Below are 21,429 nucleotides of genomic sequence, written 5' to 3'. Positions count from 1 at the left end.
GAAATAATAGGGATAAATTTCACTCTTTTAAATTTTCATCATAGATTTTATCTACTAGCAATAACGCAAATGGCTGAGTAGACTGAAACTCTTTTAAAATGATCACGATGATAGAAGTTAAAGGAATTGCCAAAATTGCACCTGATATCCCCCAAATTGCAGACCACAACGATAAGGAAACAAGCACAACAAATGGAGATAAATTAATTTGTTTACCAATCATTTTAGGCTCTAACACATTACCAATGTACATTTGAACAATCGTCAATAATATCGTTAAAACAATTACAATTTGAATCGAACCAAATTGAACTAATGCTAAGGTGACTGGAAATATAACAGCTAATAAAGATCCGATATAAGGAATATAATTTAAGATTCCAATAATTAAAGCCCAAAATATTGCATGTTCCACCCCAAATATCCACAAAATCAACCAACATATTACAGCTAAAATAAAATTAATTAAGGTCTTAACAGCTAAGTAATCACCAATTTTTTGATTAATCACTAAAATCAAACTCTGGGTTTTTTCTGCACTTCCATGAGGAAAAGCTTCACTCAACTTCTTTGCAAATTGCCTTTTCTCCGCAATTAAAAACATCGCATACACTAAGATCAAAACGATCATACTCGTAAAATAGCTGACTGCACCAATCATATATGAAATTACGTTTTGCATATTCAGATGTTCTAGAATAAAACTTTGAATCACACTCCAATCTGCATCTTGAGCCCAACCATATTTCAAACTAAGTTGCTTAATCATTTTTTCTAAATTATGTTGATAAGAAGGTGCTGTTGCTAAAATTTGCTCACCAGTGGTCAGTAAAATATGACTAAAACCTAAAATAGAAATCATAAAACCAATAAAGACAAGAATTCGTCGAAACCATGCAGGCGTTTTATTTAAAAGAGGTAAATTGCCAAGCCAATCGGTCAAAGTGGATACAATATACATCACAATAACAGCGATAAAAATTGGTAAAAGAAAGTTCTGACCAATAATTAATAGCCAACCAAGGAGAATCACAAATAATAATAAATAGACAGCAATCTGTAAGGGACGTTGCCATAGCTTTCCTTCATCCATAATTCCCCTCCTTGATCATTAATAAAAATATTTCTAAAATAACAAGTTATATAATTATTCTAATCTAAATATTAACTCCAATATCGGTAAATTCAGCTTTACATGCCGTAAATGCTTTCATTTCTATATTCTTTTATATTATTTTCCCACCCATAAAAAACACCCTCTGTCTTCTGACAGAGGGTGTTTGAATTTAAAAGCTGGCGATGACTTACTCTCACATGGGTAACCCCACACTACCATCAGCGCAAAGAGGTTTCACTTCTGAGTTCGGGAAGGGATCAGGTGGTTCACTCTTGCTATTGTCGCCAGCAAACTGTTTATGATTAATCACTTGGTCTTAATTACGATGCTTTGTGCTTCGATGTGCCTAGCTTTGGTCAAATGAGTTATTAACAGAAATTTATTTGAGTTGGATATTTTAACTAGCTTTTTCACTAAATCAAGTATTTTGCATTGAATTTATCGAAACATACAACTGTTTGGGTGTTGTATAGTCAAGCCTCACGAGCAATTAGTATTGGTCAGCTTCATACGTCGCCGTACTTCCACATCCAACCTATCAACGTCCTAGTCTTGAACGGCTCTTTAGGAGGCATAAAGCCTCGGGGAAATCTTATCTTGAGGTAGGCTTCCCGCTTAGATGCTTTCAGCGGTTATCCCTTCCGAACATAGCTACCCGGCGATGCGACTGGCGTCACAACCGGTACACCAGAGGTTCGTCCACTCTGGTCCTCTCGTACTAGGAGCAGATCCTCTCAAATTTCCAGCGCCCACGGTAGATAGGGACCGAACTGTCTCACGACGTTCTAAACCCAGCTCGCGTACCTCTTTAAATGGCGAACAGCCATACCCTTGGGACCTGCTTCAGCCCCAGGATGAGATGAGCCGACATCGAGGTGCCAAACACCGCCGTCGATATGAACTCTTGGGCGGTATCAGCCTGTTATCCCCAGAGTACCTTTTATCCGTTGAGCGATGGCCCTTCCATACAGAACCACCGGATCACTAAGACCTACTTTCGTACCTGCTCGACTTGTGGGTCTCGCAGTTAAGCGCGCTTTTGCCTTTATACTCTACGCGTGATTTCCGACCACGCTGAGCGCACCTTCGTACTCCTCCGTTACTCTTTAGGAGGAGACCGCCCCAGTCAAACTACCCACCAGACATGGTCCTCGTCCCGGATAACGGGACAGAGTTAGAACCTCAATATTACCAGGGTGGTATTTCAAGATTGGCTCCACCGAAACTAGCGTCTCGGTTTCAAAGCCTCCCACCTATCCTACACAAGTAAGATCAAAGTTCAATGTCAAGCTGCAGTAAAGGTTCACGGGGTCTTTCCGTCTAGCCGCGGGTACACCGCATCTTCACGGCGAATTCGATTTCACTGAGTCTCTGCTGGAGACAGCGCCCCCATCATTATGCCATTCGTGCAGGTCGGAACTTACCCGACAAGGAATTTCGCTACCTTAGGACCGTTATAGTTACGGCCGCCGTTTACTGGGGCTTCGATCAAGAGCTTCGCTTACGCTAACCCCATCAATTAACCTTCCAGCACCGGGCAGGCATCACACCCTATACGTCCACTTTCGTGTTTGCAGAGTGCTATGTTTTTAATAAACAGTTGCAGGGGCCTAGTTTCTGTGGCTGCCAGCAGCTCAAGAAGCAAGTTCTATCACCACCGGCAGCGTACCTTCTCCCGAAGTTACGGTACCATTTTGCCTAGTTCCTTCAGCAGAGTTCTCTCAAGCGCTTTGGTCTACTCGACCTGACCACCTGTGTCGGTTTCGGGTACGATTCCTGTGTAACTGAAGCTTAGAGACTTTTCTTGGAAGTATGGTATCAGCCACTTTACTGTACAAGTACAGCTTGCTATCAGTTCTCAGCATAGAGTACCCCGGATTTGCCTAAGATACATGCCTACAACCTTTCACCTGGACAACCAACGCCAGGCTGACTTAACCTTCTCCGTCCTCTCATCGCATTACACAGAAGTATTGGAATATTAACCAATTTCCCATCGACTACGCCTCTCGGCCTCGCCTTAGGGGTCGACTCACCCAGCCCCGATTAACGTTGGACTGGAACCCTTGGTCTTTCAGCGAACGGGTTTTTCACCCGTTTTGTCGTTACTCACGTCAGCATTCGCACTTCTGATACCTCCAGCAGACTTCTCAATCCACCTTCATCGGCTTACAGAACGCTCCCCTACCACGTATACATAGTATACATCCGCAGCTTCGGTACTATATTTTAGCCCCGTTACATCTTCCGCGCAGGCCGACTCGACTAGTGAGCTATTACGCTTTCTTTAAAGGGTGGCTGCTTCTAAGCCAACCTCCTAGCTGTCTATGCCTTCCCACATCGTTTCCCACTTAATATAGATTTTGGGACCTTAGCTGGCGGTCTGGATTGTTTTCCTCTTGACTACGGACGTTAGCACCCGCAGTCTGTCTCCCGGATAGTACTCATTGGTATTCGGAGTTTGCATCGGTTTGGTAAGTCGGGATGACCCCCTAGCCGAAACAGTGCTCTACCCCCAATGGTATTCGTCCGAGGCGCTACCTAAATAGCTTTCGGGGAGAACCAGCTATCACCGAGTTTGATTAGCCTTTCACCCCTATCCACAAGTCATCCCCTGGCTTTTCAACGACAGTGGGTTCGGTCCTCCAGTTAGTGTTACCCAACCTTCAACCTGCTCATGGATAGATCACCCGGTTTCGGGTCTATACCCAGCAACTATGCGCCCTATTAAGACTCGATTTCTCTACGGCTCCCCTATTCGGTTAACCTTGCTACTGAATATAAGTCGCTGACCCATTATACAAAAGGTACGCAGTCACCGAACAAGTCGGCTCCCACTGCTTGTATGCATGCGGTTTCAGGATCTATTTCACTCCCCTCACAGGGGTTCTTTTCGCCTTTCCCTCACGGTACTGGTTCACTATCGGTCAGTCAGGAGTATTTAGCCTTGGAGGATGGTCCCCCCATATTCAGACAAGGTTTCACGTGCCTCGCCCTACTCGTCATCATTATATGTGCCCTTTCGTGTACGGGACTATCACCCTCTACGGTTGCACTTCCCAGAGCATTCCGCTAAAACACATATAACTTAATGGGCTGATCCCCGTTCGCTCGCCGCTACTGAGGGAATCTCAATTGATTTCTTTTCCTAAGGGTACTGAGATGTTTCACTTCCCCTCGTTCGCCTCGCATGACTATGTATTCATCATGCGATACCTACCTTATGGTAAGTGGGTTTCCCCATTCAGAAATCTCCGGATCACAGGATATTTGCCGCCTCCCCGAAGCTTATCGCAGGCTATTACGTCTTTCATCGCCTCTGACTGCCAAGGCATCCACCACATGCACTTAATTACTTGACTATACAACCCCAAACAGTCGTTAATCCCTACAAGTAGGATTAAGACAATTTAATAAATATTCATATTTATCAAACCTACAGTTTGTTGTCTGTGCACTTAAGCACTGTACAGCTTCAATCTAAATTCATATACCAAAACGCTTGATTCAGTTTTATCGCTAGTAACTCAATTTCTTTCAAACATTCAAACATGTCACTTGCGTGTCATATTCTTATGTTTAATTGAAACGAGTATGAACAATTTATTTCAACTCAAATATATTCTGTTAATGATTAACTACTGCCTCGTCAGCACGTAGTAAACTGTGATAAATCACAGAAATTAATCAATTCAATTTTCATCAAATTCATTAATTTCTATAATCTATTTTAGCTCGTACTCTTGAAAGTACTTGGTGGAGACTAGGAGAGTCGAACTCCTGACCTCCTGCGTGCAAAGCAGGCGCTCTACCAACTAAGCTAAGTCCCCAGCTTAAGACCAATATATCTAATTTCCTGCATTCAATACTTAAACTCTCATTCAAATATTTTGTTAGTCAGAATGGTGGGTCTGACAAGACTTGAACTTGTGACCCCACGCTTATCAAGCGTGTGCTCTAACCAACTGAGCTACAGACCCTCAGATACATCAATGAAGAACAACTTGTTGTGGATTCTTACCAATCGTCAATCTTTCGTTAAGGAGGTGATCCAGCCGCAGGTTCCCCTACGGCTACCTTGTTACGACTTCACCCCAGTCGTCGACCACACCGTGGTAAGCGTCCTCCTTGCGGTTAGACTACCTACTTCTGGTGCAATAAACTCCCATGGTGTGACGGGCGGTGTGTACAAGGCCCGGGAACGTATTCACCGCGGCATTCTGATCCGCGATTACTAGCGATTCCGACTTCATGGAGTCGAGTTGCAGACTCCAATCCGGACTACGATCGGCTTTTTGAGATTAGCATCCTATCGCTAGGTAGCAACCCTTTGTACCGACCATTGTAGCACGTGTGTAGCCCTGGTCGTAAGGGCCATGATGACTTGACGTCGTCCCCGCCTTCCTCCAGTTTGTCACTGGCAGTATCCTTAAAGTTCCCATCCGAAATGCTGGCAAGTAAGGAAAAGGGTTGCGCTCGTTGCGGGACTTAACCCAACATCTCACGACACGAGCTGACGACAGCCATGCAGCACCTGTATGTAGATTCCCGAAGGCACCAATCCATCTCTGGAAAGTTTCTACTATGTCAAGACCAGGTAAGGTTCTTCGCGTTGCATCGAATTAAACCACATGCTCCACCGCTTGTGCGGGCCCCCGTCAATTCATTTGAGTTTTAGTCTTGCGACCGTACTCCCCAGGCGGTCTACTTATCGCGTTAGCTGCGCCACTAAAGCCTCAAAGGCCCCAACGGCTAGTAGACATCGTTTACGGCATGGACTACCAGGGTATCTAATCCTGTTTGCTCCCCATGCTTTCGTACCTCAGCGTCAGTATTAGGCCAGATGGCTGCCTTCGCCATCGGTATTCCTCCAGATCTCTACGCATTTCACCGCTACACCTGGAATTCTACCATCCTCTCCCATACTCTAGCTTCCCAGTATCGAATGCAATTCCCAAGTTAAGCTCGGGGATTTCACATCCGACTTAAAAAGCCGCCTACGTACGCTTTACGCCCAGTAAATCCGATTAACGCTCGCACCCTCTGTATTACCGCGGCTGCTGGCACAGAGTTAGCCGGTGCTTATTCTGCGAGTAACGTCCACTCTCTATAGGTATTATCTATAGGAGCCTCCTCCTCGCTTAAAGTGCTTTACAACCATAAGGCCTTCTTCACACACGCGGCATGGCTGGATCAGGGTTCCCCCCATTGTCCAATATTCCCCACTGCTGCCTCCCGTAGGAGTCTGGGCCGTGTCTCAGTCCCAGTGTGGCGGATCATCCTCTCAGACCCGCTACAGATCGTCGCCTTGGTAGGCCTTTACCCCACCAACTAGCTAATCCGACTTAGGCTCATCTATTAGCGAAAGGTCACAAGTGATCCCCTCCTTTCCCCCGTAGGGCGTATGCGGTATTAGCGTCCCTTTCGGAACGTTGTCCCCCACTAATAGGCAGATTCCTAAGTATTACTCACCCGTCCGCCGCTAGGTCAGTTACCGAAGTAACTCACCCCGCTCGACTTGCATGTGTTAAGCCTGCCGCCAGCGTTCAATCTGAGCCATGATCAAACTCTTCAGTTAAAATCATTTGTGCCTTTATTATAGAATAAGACACCAATTCTGGCTCATCAATTTTCTGACAAATTCTCTCAAATAAACTTCGAGTAATTTAAACCAATCAATCAATGATAATATTTCGATCAATCAACCAGTAAAAATCCACACAAGTTGTTCTTCATATACTCTTAATGATCCTCTCGATGCTTCATCAGCATCAAGCTAGGTCGGCTATATTACTCTCTTAAAGCAGAAAGTCAACATGTAATGAAAATTATTTTCAACCCCTCTTCCTAAAACCCAACTTAACCACTTAATGCTAAGCCACTGTTTTAGCAGAAGTTTTAATCTTCATCGCCGCCGATGGATGTGCATTCTACAGTATTTCATTACTGACGCAACCCCTTTTTTTAGTTTATTTTTATTTTTTTATTCAACTGTGTATTTATTCAGCAAATTTAGCTTGTTTTACTATTTTTTGAGCGCACAAGGCACAATATTGACCATTTCATCTAATTTTTTTTCTTCATGATTCTTTTCTTGCCACTTTAAAGGACGACAATCAATATATTCGCAATAACCACTTTCGCCTGTTTCTTCTATTCCATCAATATTCACACAATATTTAAAGCTCCCTACATAACCTGCTGCTAAACCAAATTTATAATCCCCACGACTTTCTGCATGTATTTCTATTTTTCTATTTTCATTCTGAAAAATCCAACCGAACTCTCGAGGCAAATACATTTCTTGATGATTCGGTGTTTTAACTTTTGGATAGACTCTTAAAATCTTAAAATATACATTTTCATCAAACATTTCAGTTTGAGCAGTTTTTGCATCTCGAAGATAAATTCTAGATTGCATAATTTGATTAAAATTATTTCGAATCTGTGCGAGAAGAAGTTGACGTTGATTTTGTAAGTTAATTATTTGATAAGTAAAAAAACACAGTGGTAAATATGGAATATTAATAGCACGCGCATATTCAAAAGAACCCATTCCATCAATTGCGTAGGTCTGCCCTTTATAAATCACATTTCCTTGGCAATGACAAAGTAAAGACCAGTGGTCAAACATGCCTAATTTGAGTTTAGTAAAATGCGAAATAATCGGTGTAGTTTGAATTTTAAGGTCTAAACTAAGCTCACTATCTACACGTGTCAGCCGAAAGAATGGGAAATCACCTTGTAACGTTTCTTTATTGGCAAATTGATAAAAATTTGGCTCAAACTTGCAGTCGTTTTCAATAGAATAACGTGCATAGTGCCCTGCCATATTGGCGCTACAACTGCTAATCACTGTTACTGTATCTAAAGCTGTTGTTTGAATAGCACTAGGATTACGCAGCATAGGAATATTGGGTTGCCCAATAAGACTCAAAAAACTTAAATAATGTAATGGCGCAGGAAGATCTGGAATCATCAAGCCTTGATGGATAATTTTAAATCGCCCACGTTGTGGATGATAATCAAGCTTGAGCGGAAATGAAGCTTGATTGAGCTGTTTGGATTCATCGATCAAATTCATTAACAACTGCATCTCAAGCTCCTATTTTTTATTAGCTCACTGCATTTTTTCTAGCCAGAAAAGTCGTTATAAATCCTGAAATTGCATAAATAATTGAAATAATCAAAATACCTACTGGAATATTATAAGTGACTGCCGCCAAAATAAATACTGCAATTGGTAACACAAAAAATGGCACTCTTTTGCGATCTACTGTTTTAAATGAATAATATTTAATATTTGAAATCATTAACAAGCCCACAGCGACAATGATTACAGCATTGGTGATTTGAATCGCAATATCCTTTAAGTCAAAGATATATGGAAAATCTCGTCCGACCCACACCAAAGAAATAATCATGACAGCAGCAAGTGGACTTGCAACACCAATAAAATAACGTTTATCCACCACACCGATTTGCACATTAAAACGTGCTAAACGGAATGCAGCACATGCAGTGTAAACAAAACATGCAGCCAAACCGATACGACCTAAGTCATGCAAACTCCAACTATACATCAGAATCGCGGGTGCTACACCAAATGCCAACAAGTCAGACAAGGAGTCAAACTGTTCACCAAATGCACTTTGCGCACCAATTGCTCGCGCAACACGCCCATCTAAACCATCAAATAAAGCAGCTAAAAAAATGGCATAAATCGCTTGCGTAAAGTCACCATTCATACTGGCAATAATCGAGTAAAAGCCCGATAAAAGCGCAGCCGTGGTAATCAAATTTGGCCACAAGTAGATACCGCGACGTTTCACCTTTTCACCCTCATGGGTATGCTCTACTTCTTCAACTTCAAAAGTAATACCATCAAAAGCATGATCATCATGTGAAGAAGTATTCTGTTCAGGTTTATTTATATTTGTCATTGTTGGATCCTACTGTGACCTTTTATCTCTTCGAATTTACTTTTACTCGCCCACTAACCAGCGTACCGCAGCATGTCCACCATTTTCACTCATACGTAAATGAGGGAATAACCACTGTAATGCTTCATCCGCATCCTCAGAGAATTTCCAAGGTGGGTTAATGACCAACAAACCACAACCATTTAGTCCCACTGGGGTATCATCTGGCCACACACATACTTCACAAACCAGTTGACGACGAATGCCTGTTTTGATCATTTTCTTTTCAAAACGTTCAATCATGGCACGATCTTTAATCGGATACCAAACTGCAAAAATACCTGTAGGCCATTTTTTATAAGCTGCAACTAAAAGTTCAACCAACTGCGGAAAATCTTTACGCTCTAACTCATAAGGTGGGTCGATCATGACCAAACCACGCTTTTCTTTAGGCGGAATTACCCCAAGTAAACCTTCATAGGCATCACGCTCATGCAAGCCTGCACGTTTGTCACGAATATTAAAATAAAGCTGTTGAAATACATCACGTTGCATTTCAAAAATAGTCGCTTTATCCATATCACGTATCGCTTCAAGCGCAAACCAAGGCGAACCTGGATATGCACCTTTGCCTGAAGCTGTGCGCATATCTTCTACAATTTTAAGGTATTGCTTTACACCTTCAGGTGCGTTACGTTTAATAGAATCATCGAGCTTAACCAAGCGATGAATGCCATCTAAATATTCACCAGATTTTTGTGCGGGCGCAGAAGATAAATCGTATTTACCTGCACCACCATGTGTATCGATATAACGATAGGGTTTATCTTTGGCATTAAGACGTGTCAAAATTTGCAGCAATAACACATGTTTCATAACATCAGCAAAGTTGCCTGCATGGAAATGGTGACGGTAATTCATGTTTCGATTCATTCCTAAGTTTAACTGCTATTTTAGCACGAAAAAATATATCTTCACTGCTCCGTTCTTGTTCTAAAATAATCCTCTTATTTTTTAATTCTTTTTGGAAATGTATGGAAGTGATCTTTCTCCCAAAGTCTTGGAATGTTGATCAAATCTTAGATGATTTAGATCAACACGGTTTCGCCATTATTGACAATGTTTACCCCACAAACTATAGACAAGCGCTTGTAAATGAATGTTCTTCCCATCTGAATGAGTTCCGTGAAGCAGGCATTCAAAACGGTATCGTCAGCAATATTCGCAGTGATCATATTTTATGGATCAATGACAATCTAAATATTGCCCAACACCATATTGAAACCTTAAAACAACTTTCTAGCACACTCAACCGTGCTTTTTACTTAGGGATCAATGATATTGAAGCCCATTTTGCTTGCTATAATGCAGGTGAGTTTTATGCACTACATCGTGATAACCCACAAGGCAAGAATGGCAGAATGATCTCTGCTGTTTATTATCTGCATGAACAATGGCAAGAAAACTGGGGCGGACAACTTCATTTACAAGATAAAAACAACCAATGGCATAATATTCAACCTAAACCCAATCGTATCGCCATGTTCCAAAGTGATCTTTTACATGAAGTAATCGAGGCTAAACATCAGCGTTTATCTATTACTGCATGGTTACGTTCAGATCAACAACTGTTATAAGTTATTTTTCTTTATTATTTTTACACTCAAACTACATCTTTAAATTCTGATATTCATCCTCATATATAGCAACATTAAAAATGAGGATGAAGGCGCATGTTTGAGAATACAAAACAAATCGTTGCACGTATTGGCGAAACAGACCAATTGTATTTGCAAGAAAATACGCCTGAACTCGCTTTGGAACGTGCTGACTTACGTTTGCAATTGGTCGTACTCAGCCATGTACGTCAAGAACAAATTCATTTTCTACAAGAGGCGATTGTGTTACTTGAAAGTGCACGTGTGGAATATGAAGAAATGCCGATGCGTTTATATCTAAACCTATCTTTGCATTTGGCAAAAGCCTATATGTTGTATTTTGAAATCACGCAAGAAAATCGTTTTGCATTGATTACCCAGCAAATCTTAAAGCCATTAACACCACACGAGCATAGTGAAATTTATTTCTTTCTTGCTTATGCGTCGGCTGTGAAAGATGAATTGGCTTTGACGCGTCATTGGTTGAGTAAATATCTCAAAACAGCAGAATGTGATGTGGCACTCTTGCAAGAACATCCTGCATTTAAACATACACGTCAACAAACTTGGTTTAATGATTTAATTCAACACAAATTACATTAAGCTTTGAGTTTTCGATCTAACAAAGATGGTATAAACACCATCTTTTTTTTAAATCTAAGAGTAAATATTAATTAAGCTGTTTGCAACTTATAAGCATCCATATGTAATTGCTGATTAAGTTCATCAATCCACATCGCCCAGTCATCATCTTGTACCAAATGACTAATCAAAAAATCTCGTTGTGATTTATTCCAAAATGGTGCGTCATGTAAATTTTGGTTTGCAGACAGTTGATGGGTTCGCACATACAGCTCAATTGCAGCTGGACTATTTGCCAAACCGAGCTGAGAAAATAATAACGCTAAAGATGGTTTATTGTTCATGAGCTTCCTGCCCTCCCTCGGTTAAATCATTGTCATTTAATCATGGCTAAACTTATATCAATAAAATTGTGTTTATTTATATAACTAACTTATAAGAATTTAGGCATAAAAAATAGCCTTTCGGCTATTTTTTGTTGTTTCAATTTGTGATCATTTTTTGTCTTACAAATTGTATGAGGAGCTATTTGTTTTTCTGAAGATTTTGGCTCAATAGTTCATTCAGTGTGTCTACCACGATCGCCCATTCATCATCTTTTTGCCAATGACTACTTAAAAACTGACGCTGTGCATCACTCCAAAAATCTGCTTGGTGCATCATCACACCTTCAGGCAACTGATGAGATTCAATAAATTGATCCATTGATGCTTGATCAGCATCTAAACCTAATTGTTCGAACAATAATTCTAATGTCGGTTGTCCATCAAACATTTTCTTCTCCTCATATGTTTATTTTCAAGATATTGACTGATAAATTTAAACTAACTTTTTTTCAGGATATTTTCAGCTCGATATTGCGCTATTCTTGTTATTGTTTGTTAATCCATTTTTATACTGGTATGAATAAAAAAGCACCCCTAAAAGGAGTGCTTCTTCTAACTTAATCTAAAAGATTAAATTATTTAACCATGTCAGAAACTGCTGCACGTTCTTCTTCAAGCTCGTTCAACGTATGGTTGATACGCTCACGGCTGAATTCGTCAATTTCTAAACCTTGAACGATTTTGTATTCACCGTTTTCTGTTGTTACAGGGAAACCGAACATTACGCCTTCTGGAATACCATAAGAACCGTCTGAAGGAATACCCATTGTCACCCATTTGCCATTTGTACCAAGCGCCCAATCACGCATGTGGTCGATCGCAGCATTTGCAGCCGAAGCAGCCGAAGATAAGCCACGTGCTTCGATGATCGCAGCACCACGTTTACCTACTGTTGGAAGGAATACATCTTTATTCCATTCAGCATCGTTGATTTTGTCTTTTAAGCTTTCGCCGTTTACAGTTGCAAAACGGTAGTCAGCATACATCGTTGGAGAATGGTTACCCCAAACAGTCATGTGTTCAATATCTGAAACTGCAACATTCGCTTTTTGAGCAAGTTGAGTTAACGCACGGTTATGGTCAAGACGTAACATTGCAGTGAAGTTTTTCGCAGGAAGATCTGGCGCAGATTTCATCGCGATGTAAGCATTTGTGTTTGCTGGGTTACCTACAACAAGAACTTTAACGTCACGGCTTGCAACTTCGTTCAATGCTTGACCTTGACCGATGAAGATTTCACCATTTACTTTTAATAAATCAGCACGTTCCATACCTGGACCACGTGGACGTGAACCCACTAATAATGCATAGTCAGCATCTTTAAATGCAACTTTAGGATCATCAGTACCGATCATGCCTTCTAATAATGGGAATGCACAGTCGTCTAATTCCATCATTACGCCCTTAAGCGCAGCTTGAGCTTTCTCAAATGGAACTTCTAATAATTGAAGGATAACTGGTTGGTCTTTACCAAGCATTTCACCACTAGCGATACGGAATAATAAGCTGTAACCGATTTGACCTGCAGCGCCAGTAACGGCAACACGAACTGCTTGCTTCATGTAATTATCTCCAATTGAGGATCGTAATGTGATTAAAGGACTGTTTCCATTTAATCGAATTATCATAAACGCCAAAGATTGTACTCCAATCTTTTCCGTTATGCATTTAAAAGAAAATGATTTTCAACAAAAGTATGATAGAAAAAATAAATAAGATGTTTCAAAACCTTAATATGCGCCTTTTATGGAAAAGCTTGTCGGACAATTTGATACAATATGATTCGAGCATTGTGTGTATTGTCCATTGACTTTGTAGCACACCTGAATTTCAGTCAAAATGCTATTCGATCTTGCAGCCTGACAACTAAAACTAATGCCATTAGCAGGTAAGCTTGGATTGAGTTTAATAAATTGTGATTTTAATTGGCTATGATATACAGTTTTGCTTTCTGAACTGGTTAAATCCGCTGGAATTTTTAATTTTTCTGCCAAATTAATCATGGTTCTAAAATATTGGCTCGCATTCATAGGAACACAACCCCCAACACTCTGCCACAATTGTGTCCGTGAATTCGGATCAGGCATTACACGTGCCACAACTTTAGACTGTAATGGGCTGAGTGTCGCAGATGAAGATGTTGTACAATCTTTTTGCGTAGTTTCTGGTAATAAACCAGAGATCGTCAATGAATAACCTTCCAAACATTTGCGTTGTTTTTGCTTAGAATTGTCTAAGGCACACACAGCAGGTGTGAGTTGTATTTGCATGACATAACCTTGCGGTCGAGCTGGCGCTGCATGAACACGAACTGAAAATAAAAGAAATCCGATGCAGATAACAATCCACACTCCAGATGATTTATTCAAAGAACTCAATACAGCGTTTTTCATTGTTTCGATACACACAAAAGTTATTTCAACAGCCACTCAATCCACTATTCAAAAGAACGTGTTGGCACAACAGGCATACGACTTTCAATCACTTGTGCACCTTGCCCCAACAACCTGCCGTAATGTACTGCGTTAGTCATCACATTTTTCACATAATCACGTGTTTCATTCAGTGGAATCGCTTCTGTATATTGATCAGCAGACAAAGGACGATCATCTGGCTGCCAACGCTTGGCACGATTTGGACCCGCATTATAACCTGCTGTCGCTAAAACTGGATTATTACTGAGCTGTCTTTGAATCATAGATAAATAATAAGTGCCATAGCGAATATTAGTATTTGGATCACTCAGTGCCGCAGGATTATATGTTTCACCCATTTGTCGTGCGACTTGTTTAGCCGTCCCTGGCATGATTTGCATGAGACCGCCAGCCCCAACATGTGAGCGTGCTGCGCTGACAAAACGACTCTCTTGGCGCATTAAACCATATGCCCAAGCAGGATCTATCCCTGCATTTCGGCTATGACTCACGACCAAAGCTTGATGCGGTGTCGCATAACGGTAAGTATAATTGTGTTTATTCTTAGTGCGATCTGCGGCATAAATAGCACGATCATACCACCCCATATTGGTCGCTCTCTGTGCTGCGGCAAGTAATAAACCATCATCTTGTTTTAAATAAGCTTGGCGAACTGCCCAGTTCCATTCACGATTGGTATATGTTGCGTTGGCATTGATATTTTTTAAAGCAAAGGCTCGACGGAAATGAATATCTTGATTTAAACGCTGCATATCATTTGAAGAAGGCTGCTCCTGACTGAGTCCATCATTATATTTTTGTCCGATATGATCTTTGGCTAATAAGTTGTGATAATCATCACCAGACATTGCCAAACGTTTAAAAATTTCTTCAGCAGTTTTTTTCGACTGACGATCATTACGTTGCTCTGAAGCACGTGCTAACCAATACTGCCAACGATCTTCTTGTTTTTGCGTCACACTCATACTGTCAATCGCACGAATTACACTTTCCCATGCGCCAAAACGGATGGCTTGTCGTGCATAAATTTCAGCTTCTTCAGCACTAAATGGCACACCATAACTGGCATCTAAACTTTCTAGAACTTGACGATTAAAATTATTTTTCATCACTGTGGTTCCGCCAATATAACCCACAGTACGGTACAAATATTTTTGTACATTGGCAGGTAAGCCTTGTGCAAGACGTGGTGTAGTCTGCAAGGCAGAAGTCAAATCCGTGTCAGCAGCACGACCAAGCGCAAATACCAAATAAGCATAATCTTGTACATTGGCTTTCGGTGCTGTCCATAGATAGTTCAGTGGGTTGGCTTGAATCTGATTGAGTTGTGCTAAGGACAAATTCACGCCAATGCTTTGTGCCGTTGCAATGGCTAAACCAGACTGTCCAGCTCTCAACTGTGCATATAAACGTTGTTGACGGTCTTCTGTCGTCATCAATGGGCTAGATAACATTAAGCGCCCTAAACCGTTACATGATTCAGGTTGCGTATTGGTGGCTAACCAAACATCTTTAAATTCTGCAAAAACCAAGGAATCCCCTGTTCTTGCACGCACCTGTGCCATCGCACAACTTTCTGCTTGGTCGGGGTTGCTGACATATGCCAACACAGGTTGCGCATTAGCAAAATCTGCTTGTTTGACTTTTTCTTCAACATAATCTGCGGCAAGTTTTTCTGCCATTGCAGACTGCGGATAGCGCTGTGCAAAACTGACAATATTCGCAGGTGGCTGAAAGGCTAAGTTTGAATTTAAAGAAAAATATTCTGGATAATAGCCCAAGGCATCATTTTGCATTGAATATTTATATTGTTCTAATAGTGCTGGATTATTGGCATTTCGTAAAACATCATTAAATTGTTCTTCTACTGCTTGTGTAACTTGTAGACTCGCACATGCCATTAAACCTAAAACACACGACGTTATTTTATTTTTTTTGATCGATTTTTGATTTAACACGTTTTCTCTCACCAAAGAAATGTCATCTTGCATGGTTAGCCTTTTTTCAACATCGCATAAATATAATGCGTAGTTTAATTATTCTCATCCATTTCTACTGTTCTGTTATGTAACCTTATGATTCAACGTTATTAATTTCCTACATTTTTTAAGTATTTTTCTCCATATTTTATCTATTGCACATACTGTATAGATTTTTATTATAGCTTTGTATGTAAATACTGTAAAATACGCTGCTTTTCTTGAGTTGAAGAAACTTCACTCAATTTAATTTTTGGTTTTATATAGGATAAACGCCTCCATGACGGTTCAAACCTTCATTCCAAATGGTGCCAAAGCTGCCTCAGAAAACACTGTTCTCCAGCCACAGCACACCCCAGCCGACGGTACAGTGAAAAAACTGTATATCGAAACGCAAGGGTGTCAGATGAATGAGTATGACAGTCATCGTATGGCAGACCTTTTAGGCGACTCGCACGGTTATGTACTGACTACAGACCCTAAAGATGCAGATATTTTACTCATGAATACCTGTTCGATTCGTGAAAAAGCACAAGAAAAAGTGTTTTCTGAATTAGGTCGTTGGCGCAAACTGAAAGAACAAAATCCAGATTTAGTCATCGGTGTGGGTGGTTGTGTGGCTTCACAAGAAGGCGATAACATCCAAAAACGTGCGCCTTATGTCGATATGGTGTTTGGTCCACAAACACTTCACCGCTTACCACAAATGCTTGATCAACATCATGATCAAGTTGAAAAGCCGAAAAAAGAAAAAATTAAGTTGGTCGATATTTCATTCCCAGATATTGAAAAATTCGACTTTTTACCTGAACCTCGTGTTGAAGGTTTTAAAGCCTTTGTTTCAATCATGGAAGGCTGCTCAAAATACTGTTCATTCTGTGTTGTACCATATACCCGTGGTGAAGAGGTTTCTCGCCCACTGGATGATGTCTTGGCTGAAATCGCAGGTTTGGCTGAAAAAGGCGTGCGTGAAATATCATTACTTGGTCAAAACGTGAATGGCTACCGTGGTGAAACTTTTGAAGGTGAAATCTGTACTTTTGCTGATTTACTGCGCTTAGTTGCAGAAATTCCAGGCATTGGTCGTTTACGCTATACCACTTCTCACCCGCTTGAGTTTAATGATGATTTAATTCAATGCTATCGTGACTTACCGCAAATGGTTTCACATTTACATTTACCTGTGCAAAGTGGTTCAAATGATGTGTTACAAGCAATGAAACGTAATCACACTATTGATGTTTACATCGATAAAATTGCCAAGTTACGTAAAGTACGCCCTGATATGCATTTATCTTCTGACTTCATCATCGGTTTTCCTGGTGAAACAGATGCAAACTTTGAAGAGACTTATCAATTCATCCAAGATTTGGACTTTGACCATTCTTATAGTTTTATCTATTCAAAACGTCCAGGTACGCCTGCTTCCGAGTTGGCGGATGACACGCCTGAAACTGTAAAAAAAGAACGTTTAGCCAAAGTTCAACAATGGATTAAACGTTCAAGTATCGAAAAAACGGATGCTATGCTTGGAACTATTCAACGGGTCTTGGTTGAGAAAGTTTCTGACAAAGACCCAAATATTTTGGTGGGTAGTGCAGACAATACACGTTTAGTAACATTTGTAGGAGATGCTGCTTGGGTCGGACGCTTTGCAGAGATTGAGATTACTGAGATTAAAACCTTAAATTTAGTTTACGGTGAACTCTTGAATCTTGAGCCCGACGTGTCGTAATGTAGAGCTATCCATCAAGACACTATAAAAGGATATCACTTGACTGCCGAAATTCGACGTACAGTAGCTTTTCCTGGCATTTCTATGGAACGTTTAAAAAGCATGCTTGGTGCTTATAACAGCCATATGAAACAAATTGAACAACGTTTAGATGTCAAAATCTCCCATCGAGGCGATACATTTTTTGTCGATGGGAATCTTGATGCTGTCACAAGGGCGGAGCTTTTATTGCAGCGCCTTTATGACGAAGCGGAAATTTCCTCACAAATCAGTGCAGACACCGTACATCTGATGATTCAAGGCAGTCAAACTGACCGAGAATTACAAGAAGACTTGTCAGAAAATGAACATACTGGTTTGGAGGCGATTTGGTTACAAACCCCTAAAGGTCGCATCAACCCACGTGGCATGAACCAAAAGCGTTATGTGCAACGTATTTTACAAAGTGATATTTCTTTCGGGATCGGTCCTGCAGGAACAGGTAAAACCTATCTTGCTGTAGCGGCTGCGGTAGATATGTTAGAACGGAATGAAATTCAACGGATTTTATTGGTACGTCCCGCTGTTGAAGCAGGTGAAAAACTCGGTTTCTTACCGGGCGATTTAACCCAAAAAATTGATCCCTATTTACGCCCACTTTACGATGCCTTGTATGAAATGCTCGGCTTTGAAAAGGTTGCCAAACTGATTGAACGTCAAGTGATTGAGGTTGCACCCCTCGCCTATATGCGTGGTCGTACCCTCAACCATTCATTCGTGATTTTGGATGAAGCGCAAAACACCACACCTGAACAAATGAAAATGTTCCTCACCCGTTTAGGCTTTGGTTCACGGGCAGTGATCACCGGTGATATTACCCAAGTCGACTTACCTCGTGGACAACAATCAGGTCTTGCACATGCGCTGCGTGTTTTAGAAAATGTTAAAGAAATTCATATCACCCGTTTCCATTCTCGTGATGTGGTTCGTCATCAATTGGTTCAAAAGATCGTCGAAGCTTATGAAGGATGGGAAGGTGAGCAACAACGTTTAAGTGCTGCTGCACGTGCTGAACGCAAAGCGCTACAACAAGCGTTGATCGCAGACAATGATGCCAAAGCCGATGCACAGGACTAAAATGTTCTTCATTGTTAAGGATGTATTTTGAAACTCAGTTTAACCTTACAACAAGCGTTTGAAGCACCTGAATTGGTGCTCAAACGTGCTTATCTTAAAAAAGTTGTTGAAACTTCACTGCGTCGTATGAACACACAAAGTGATTGTGAAATCGGTATTGCCTGCGTAGATATTGACGAAAGCCATAAATTAAATTTGGAATATCGTAAGAAAGACAAACCCACAAATGTACTGTCTTTCCCAAGTGATTTGCCTGATGAAATGGCGCAAATTTTGGATACATTTCCAATTGGTGATTTGGTGATTTGCATTCCTGTGGTTTTACAAGAAGCCATTGAACAGCAAAAAACACCGATTGAACATTTTACTCACATGCTCGTACATGGCACATTACATCTCATGGGCTATGACCATGAAACTTCAGATGAAGATGCTGAAGAAATGGAAGCATTGGAAATCGAAATTTTGAAAAAACTTGGCTTTGAAAACCCTTATATTGTCAAAGAAGATTAATTTTTCTTCACTTGAAAATGGCGATTTAGAATGATGAGTGATAAATAATATTACTCATCATTTTTTAAAATATGGAATGCTCATTTTTAATTTGATGTTTCTTTACACTTCTCTGCTGAAACGCAAAAACTCTTTACTATCAAGTTGATTGGCTTTTCACTATACTCAAAAAACCCCATTAAAATCCAAGATTAGAAAGCTTAAACCATGTTGGATCGCTTATTTGAAGAGTTTATAGATACCCTAAAACGCAGTATTTTTCTGAGTATGGGGGCACCTGAAAATCGAGATATGGATTGGGATGTCGTTGCTGCGACCATGCTCAGCAAATTATTCATTGCCGTGATTTTAATTGCATTTTTTTGGTTGTTGAGTCGTGGTCTGCGACTTGCTGTTCGGTACATTTCTAAAAAACTCAATACGAATCAAATTATTATTAATATTATTAATAATACCATCCACTTTTTTTGGCTACTCGCTTCAAGTATCACTATTCTTTCGCAATTTGGTTTATCTGAAAAATATTTACAAGCAGTGTCCCGTGCTGCGATTGTTTCACTGATTTTTTATATTATTTGGATGTTATTTACCAAACTGACCATGCGCTTTTTGGATCGTTTTTATATCGATGATTCTTTAAAACAACTATTACGCAATATTATTTCGGTGTTATTGGTGATTTTTGGTATCGCTGCGATTATGGCACAGTTTGGCTTTAACATTATTTCGATTATGGCGGGTCTTGGGATTGTCGGAATCGCAGTCAGTTTTGCAGCACAATCTACCCTGTCAAATTTTATCGCAGGAATTACGATCTTGATTGAGCGTCCTTTTCATATTGGTGATTGGGTACGAATCAATAAATTTGAAGGAAAAATTACGCAAATTTTATTACGAACGACTCATATTCGTAACCGTGATAATTTATTGATTATTATTCCAAATTCAACCGTTGCTAATGCTGAAGTGACCAATTTAACCGCACATGAAAGAATGCGTTTTGAAAGTTACTGTCGGATTTCACTCCAAGAAGATGTGGAAAAAGCACGTACTGCGATCTTAGCTCGTTTAGTTGTGGAAGATGAATACTTAAAAGTTCCTGAACCAAGCGTAGATGTACATGAATTTGCTGAATCAGGCATTGTATTGATTGTGCGCTATTGGCTAGAACCTTACCAAATGGAGCGCTTACCCCGCATTCAAGAAAAACTTTTAGAACACGTAAAAGAAGCACTACAAGATGCCAAAATTAATGTTCCTTATCCTCATCTACAATTACTACAACAACCTTTTTCAGCCCAAAATAAAAGTGAGTGAAATACATGAAGTTTGTGCTCATTTTTAAAGTCAACATTAGATGAGGCGTATTTTCTTTCTTTTAAATATTTATCTGTCTTCTATACTTTGAGGAACAGTGGTTCTCCAAAATTGTTTTTTATATTTTCCAAAGTCTTCTTTTTGAACACGATAACACACTCGGACATTGTCATAAGAATCCCGATAACTATTTACAGTACCCTCAACACACAAGTCAGGGTTATTCACCGAATAACTCACTATTGGTGGTTTTCCAGTTGACTGATTATTCCTCCGCACACCTGACATTTCATCTTTTAAAGTAAATACAACACCTGTTTGTGTATCCAATGCCACATAGATATGGTTTAAACGATCACCTATATTTAATAAAATATATTTTTGATTAAAATTTGGCTGTCGAGTTAAAAAAGCTTTCTGATAGGTTGCAGTATTTGCTTTTGAACAAAAATCGATATCACTATAATCATATTGACAGGTATCAACTGCTTTAAATTTTGTCTGAGCAAAACTCATCGTACTCAATAAAACTGTTGTGATAAGTAATAGGTATTTCATTGATTGCTATTGCGCTGACGATATTTTATAAAAAATTATCATTTTTCACTTATAAAATGAATAGTTAAAAATCTAATGAGTGAATAAATAAAATACTCATTCACTCATTTA

At 40.1% G+C, this 21,429-nt stretch carries 16 protein-coding genes, 2 tRNA genes and 3 rRNA genes; 6 read left to right on the top strand and 15 right to left on the bottom strand.

The genetic code is table 11. The annotated features are described in order from the left end of the window. Positions 1-19: 19 nt before the first annotated feature. The 9 genes from DJ533_RS05310 to DJ533_RS05270 all read right to left on the bottom strand — a co-directional run bounded on the left by DJ533_RS05310 (position 20) and on the right by DJ533_RS05270 (position 9,960). Positions 20-1,093: an AI-2E family transporter gene (locus tag DJ533_RS05310; RefSeq protein ID WP_065994258.1), complete on the bottom strand. Its 1,074-nt coding sequence runs from the start codon at positions 1,091-1,093 to the stop codon at positions 20-22. A 198-nt stretch (positions 1,094-1,291) separates the two neighbouring features. Then, a 5S ribosomal RNA gene (gene rrf, locus DJ533_RS05305) occupies positions 1,292-1,406 on the bottom strand. 180 nt (positions 1,407-1,586) lie between these two features. Beyond that, positions 1,587-4,479: ribosomal RNA gene (locus tag DJ533_RS05300) — 23S ribosomal RNA — on the bottom strand. A 392-nt stretch (positions 4,480-4,871) separates the two neighbouring features. Next, positions 4,872-4,947, bottom strand: a tRNA-Ala gene (locus tag DJ533_RS05295). 73 nt (positions 4,948-5,020) lie between these two features. Continuing rightward, positions 5,021-5,097: transfer RNA gene (locus tag DJ533_RS05290), tRNA-Ile, on the bottom strand. 59 nt (positions 5,098-5,156) lie between these two features. Further along, a 16S ribosomal RNA gene (locus DJ533_RS05285) occupies positions 5,157-6,695 on the bottom strand. Together the 16S, 23S and 5S rRNA genes with 2 tRNA genes alongside form the textbook arrangement of a ribosomal RNA operon. Before the next feature lie 447 nt (positions 6,696-7,142). Further along, the gene (locus DJ533_RS05280; protein ID WP_065995472.1) at positions 7,143-8,213 is read right to left on the bottom strand and encodes a DUF6670 family protein; all 1,071 of its coding nucleotides are present in this window, start codon (positions 8,211-8,213) and stop codon (positions 7,143-7,145) included. Positions 8,214-8,232: 19 nt separating this feature from the next. Next, positions 8,233-9,060: a CDP-diacylglycerol--serine O-phosphatidyltransferase gene (gene pssA, locus DJ533_RS05275; protein ID WP_065995471.1), complete on the bottom strand. Its 828-nt coding sequence runs from the start codon at positions 9,058-9,060 to the stop codon at positions 8,233-8,235. A 42-nt stretch (positions 9,061-9,102) separates the two neighbouring features. Continuing rightward, on the bottom strand, positions 9,103-9,960 hold the full coding sequence (locus tag DJ533_RS05270; protein ID WP_065995470.1) for a 23S rRNA (adenine(2030)-N(6))-methyltransferase RlmJ: 858 nt from the start codon (positions 9,958-9,960) through the stop codon (positions 9,103-9,105). Between the two features lie 113 nt (positions 9,961-10,073). Here DJ533_RS05270 and DJ533_RS05265 point away from each other — a divergent pair, with 113 nt between their 5' ends. Further along, positions 10,074-10,676, top strand: coding sequence for a 2OG-Fe(II) oxygenase (locus DJ533_RS05265; protein WP_065995469.1), 603 nt, complete (start codon positions 10,074-10,076; stop codon positions 10,674-10,676). Between the two features lie 96 nt (positions 10,677-10,772). Next, complete coding sequence (locus DJ533_RS05260) at positions 10,773-11,300, top strand: hypothetical protein (RefSeq protein ID WP_065995468.1); 528 nt, start codon at positions 10,773-10,775, stop codon at positions 11,298-11,300. 71 nt (positions 11,301-11,371) lie between these two features. Here the strand turns inward: DJ533_RS05260 and DJ533_RS05255 are convergent, their stop codons facing one another. The 5 genes from DJ533_RS05255 to DJ533_RS05235 form a co-directional block, all read right to left on the bottom strand. Next, positions 11,372-11,623, bottom strand: a complete 252-nt coding sequence (locus tag DJ533_RS05255; RefSeq protein WP_065995467.1) for a DUF2789 family protein — start codon at positions 11,621-11,623, stop codon at positions 11,372-11,374. A 181-nt stretch (positions 11,624-11,804) separates the two neighbouring features. Further along, positions 11,805-12,053 carry a DUF2789 family protein gene (locus DJ533_RS05250; RefSeq protein WP_065995466.1) on the bottom strand — a complete coding sequence of 83 codons (249 nt, stop codon included), beginning with the start codon at positions 12,051-12,053 and terminating at the stop codon, positions 11,805-11,807. A gap of 187 nt (positions 12,054-12,240) precedes the next feature. Further along, positions 12,241-13,227 carry a malate dehydrogenase gene (locus DJ533_RS05245; protein WP_065995465.1) on the bottom strand — a complete coding sequence of 329 codons (987 nt, stop codon included), beginning with the start codon at positions 13,225-13,227 and terminating at the stop codon, positions 12,241-12,243. Positions 13,228-13,395: 168 nt separating this feature from the next. Then, positions 13,396-14,058, bottom strand: coding sequence for a ribonuclease T2 family protein (locus DJ533_RS05240; RefSeq protein ID WP_065995475.1), 663 nt, complete (start codon positions 14,056-14,058; stop codon positions 13,396-13,398). A gap of 44 nt (positions 14,059-14,102) precedes the next feature. Next, the gene (locus DJ533_RS05235; RefSeq protein WP_171488596.1) at positions 14,103-16,001 is read right to left on the bottom strand and encodes a lytic transglycosylase domain-containing protein; all 1,899 of its coding nucleotides are present in this window, start codon (positions 15,999-16,001) and stop codon (positions 14,103-14,105) included. Positions 16,002-16,359: 358 nt separating this feature from the next. Between DJ533_RS05235 and miaB the strand changes: the two genes are divergently transcribed. From miaB to DJ533_RS05215, 4 genes are all read left to right on the top strand, one after another. Next, a complete protein-coding gene (miaB, locus tag DJ533_RS05230) occupies positions 16,360-17,814 on the top strand; it encodes a tRNA (N6-isopentenyl adenosine(37)-C2)-methylthiotransferase MiaB (RefSeq protein ID WP_065995464.1) in 1,455 nt (484 codons plus the stop codon). A 39-nt stretch (positions 17,815-17,853) separates the two neighbouring features. Beyond that, positions 17,854-18,930 (top strand): PhoH family protein, encoded by a 1,077-nt coding sequence (locus DJ533_RS05225; RefSeq protein ID WP_065995463.1) that lies wholly within the window; start codon positions 17,854-17,856, stop codon positions 18,928-18,930. A 27-nt stretch (positions 18,931-18,957) separates the two neighbouring features. Beyond that, positions 18,958-19,443, top strand: a complete 486-nt coding sequence (ybeY, locus tag DJ533_RS05220) for an rRNA maturation RNase YbeY (protein ID WP_065995462.1) — start codon at positions 18,958-18,960, stop codon at positions 19,441-19,443. Between the two features lie 207 nt (positions 19,444-19,650). Then, complete coding sequence (locus DJ533_RS05215; RefSeq protein WP_081406161.1) at positions 19,651-20,760, top strand: mechanosensitive ion channel family protein; 1,110 nt, start codon at positions 19,651-19,653, stop codon at positions 20,758-20,760. Between the two features lie 69 nt (positions 20,761-20,829). Here DJ533_RS05215 and DJ533_RS05210 read toward each other — a convergent pair whose 3' ends face one another. Continuing rightward, positions 20,830-21,276, bottom strand: coding sequence for a hypothetical protein (locus tag DJ533_RS05210; protein ID WP_081406160.1), 447 nt, complete (start codon positions 21,274-21,276; stop codon positions 20,830-20,832). Between the last annotated feature and the right edge of the window lie 153 nt (positions 21,277-21,429).

This window comes from Acinetobacter defluvii, from assembly GCF_001704615.3.
Lineage (GTDB): Bacteria > Pseudomonadota > Gammaproteobacteria > Pseudomonadales > Moraxellaceae > Acinetobacter > Acinetobacter defluvii.
The sequence above is the reverse complement of the archived record's forward strand: the minus strand, read 5'-3'. Positions and strand labels throughout refer to the sequence as shown.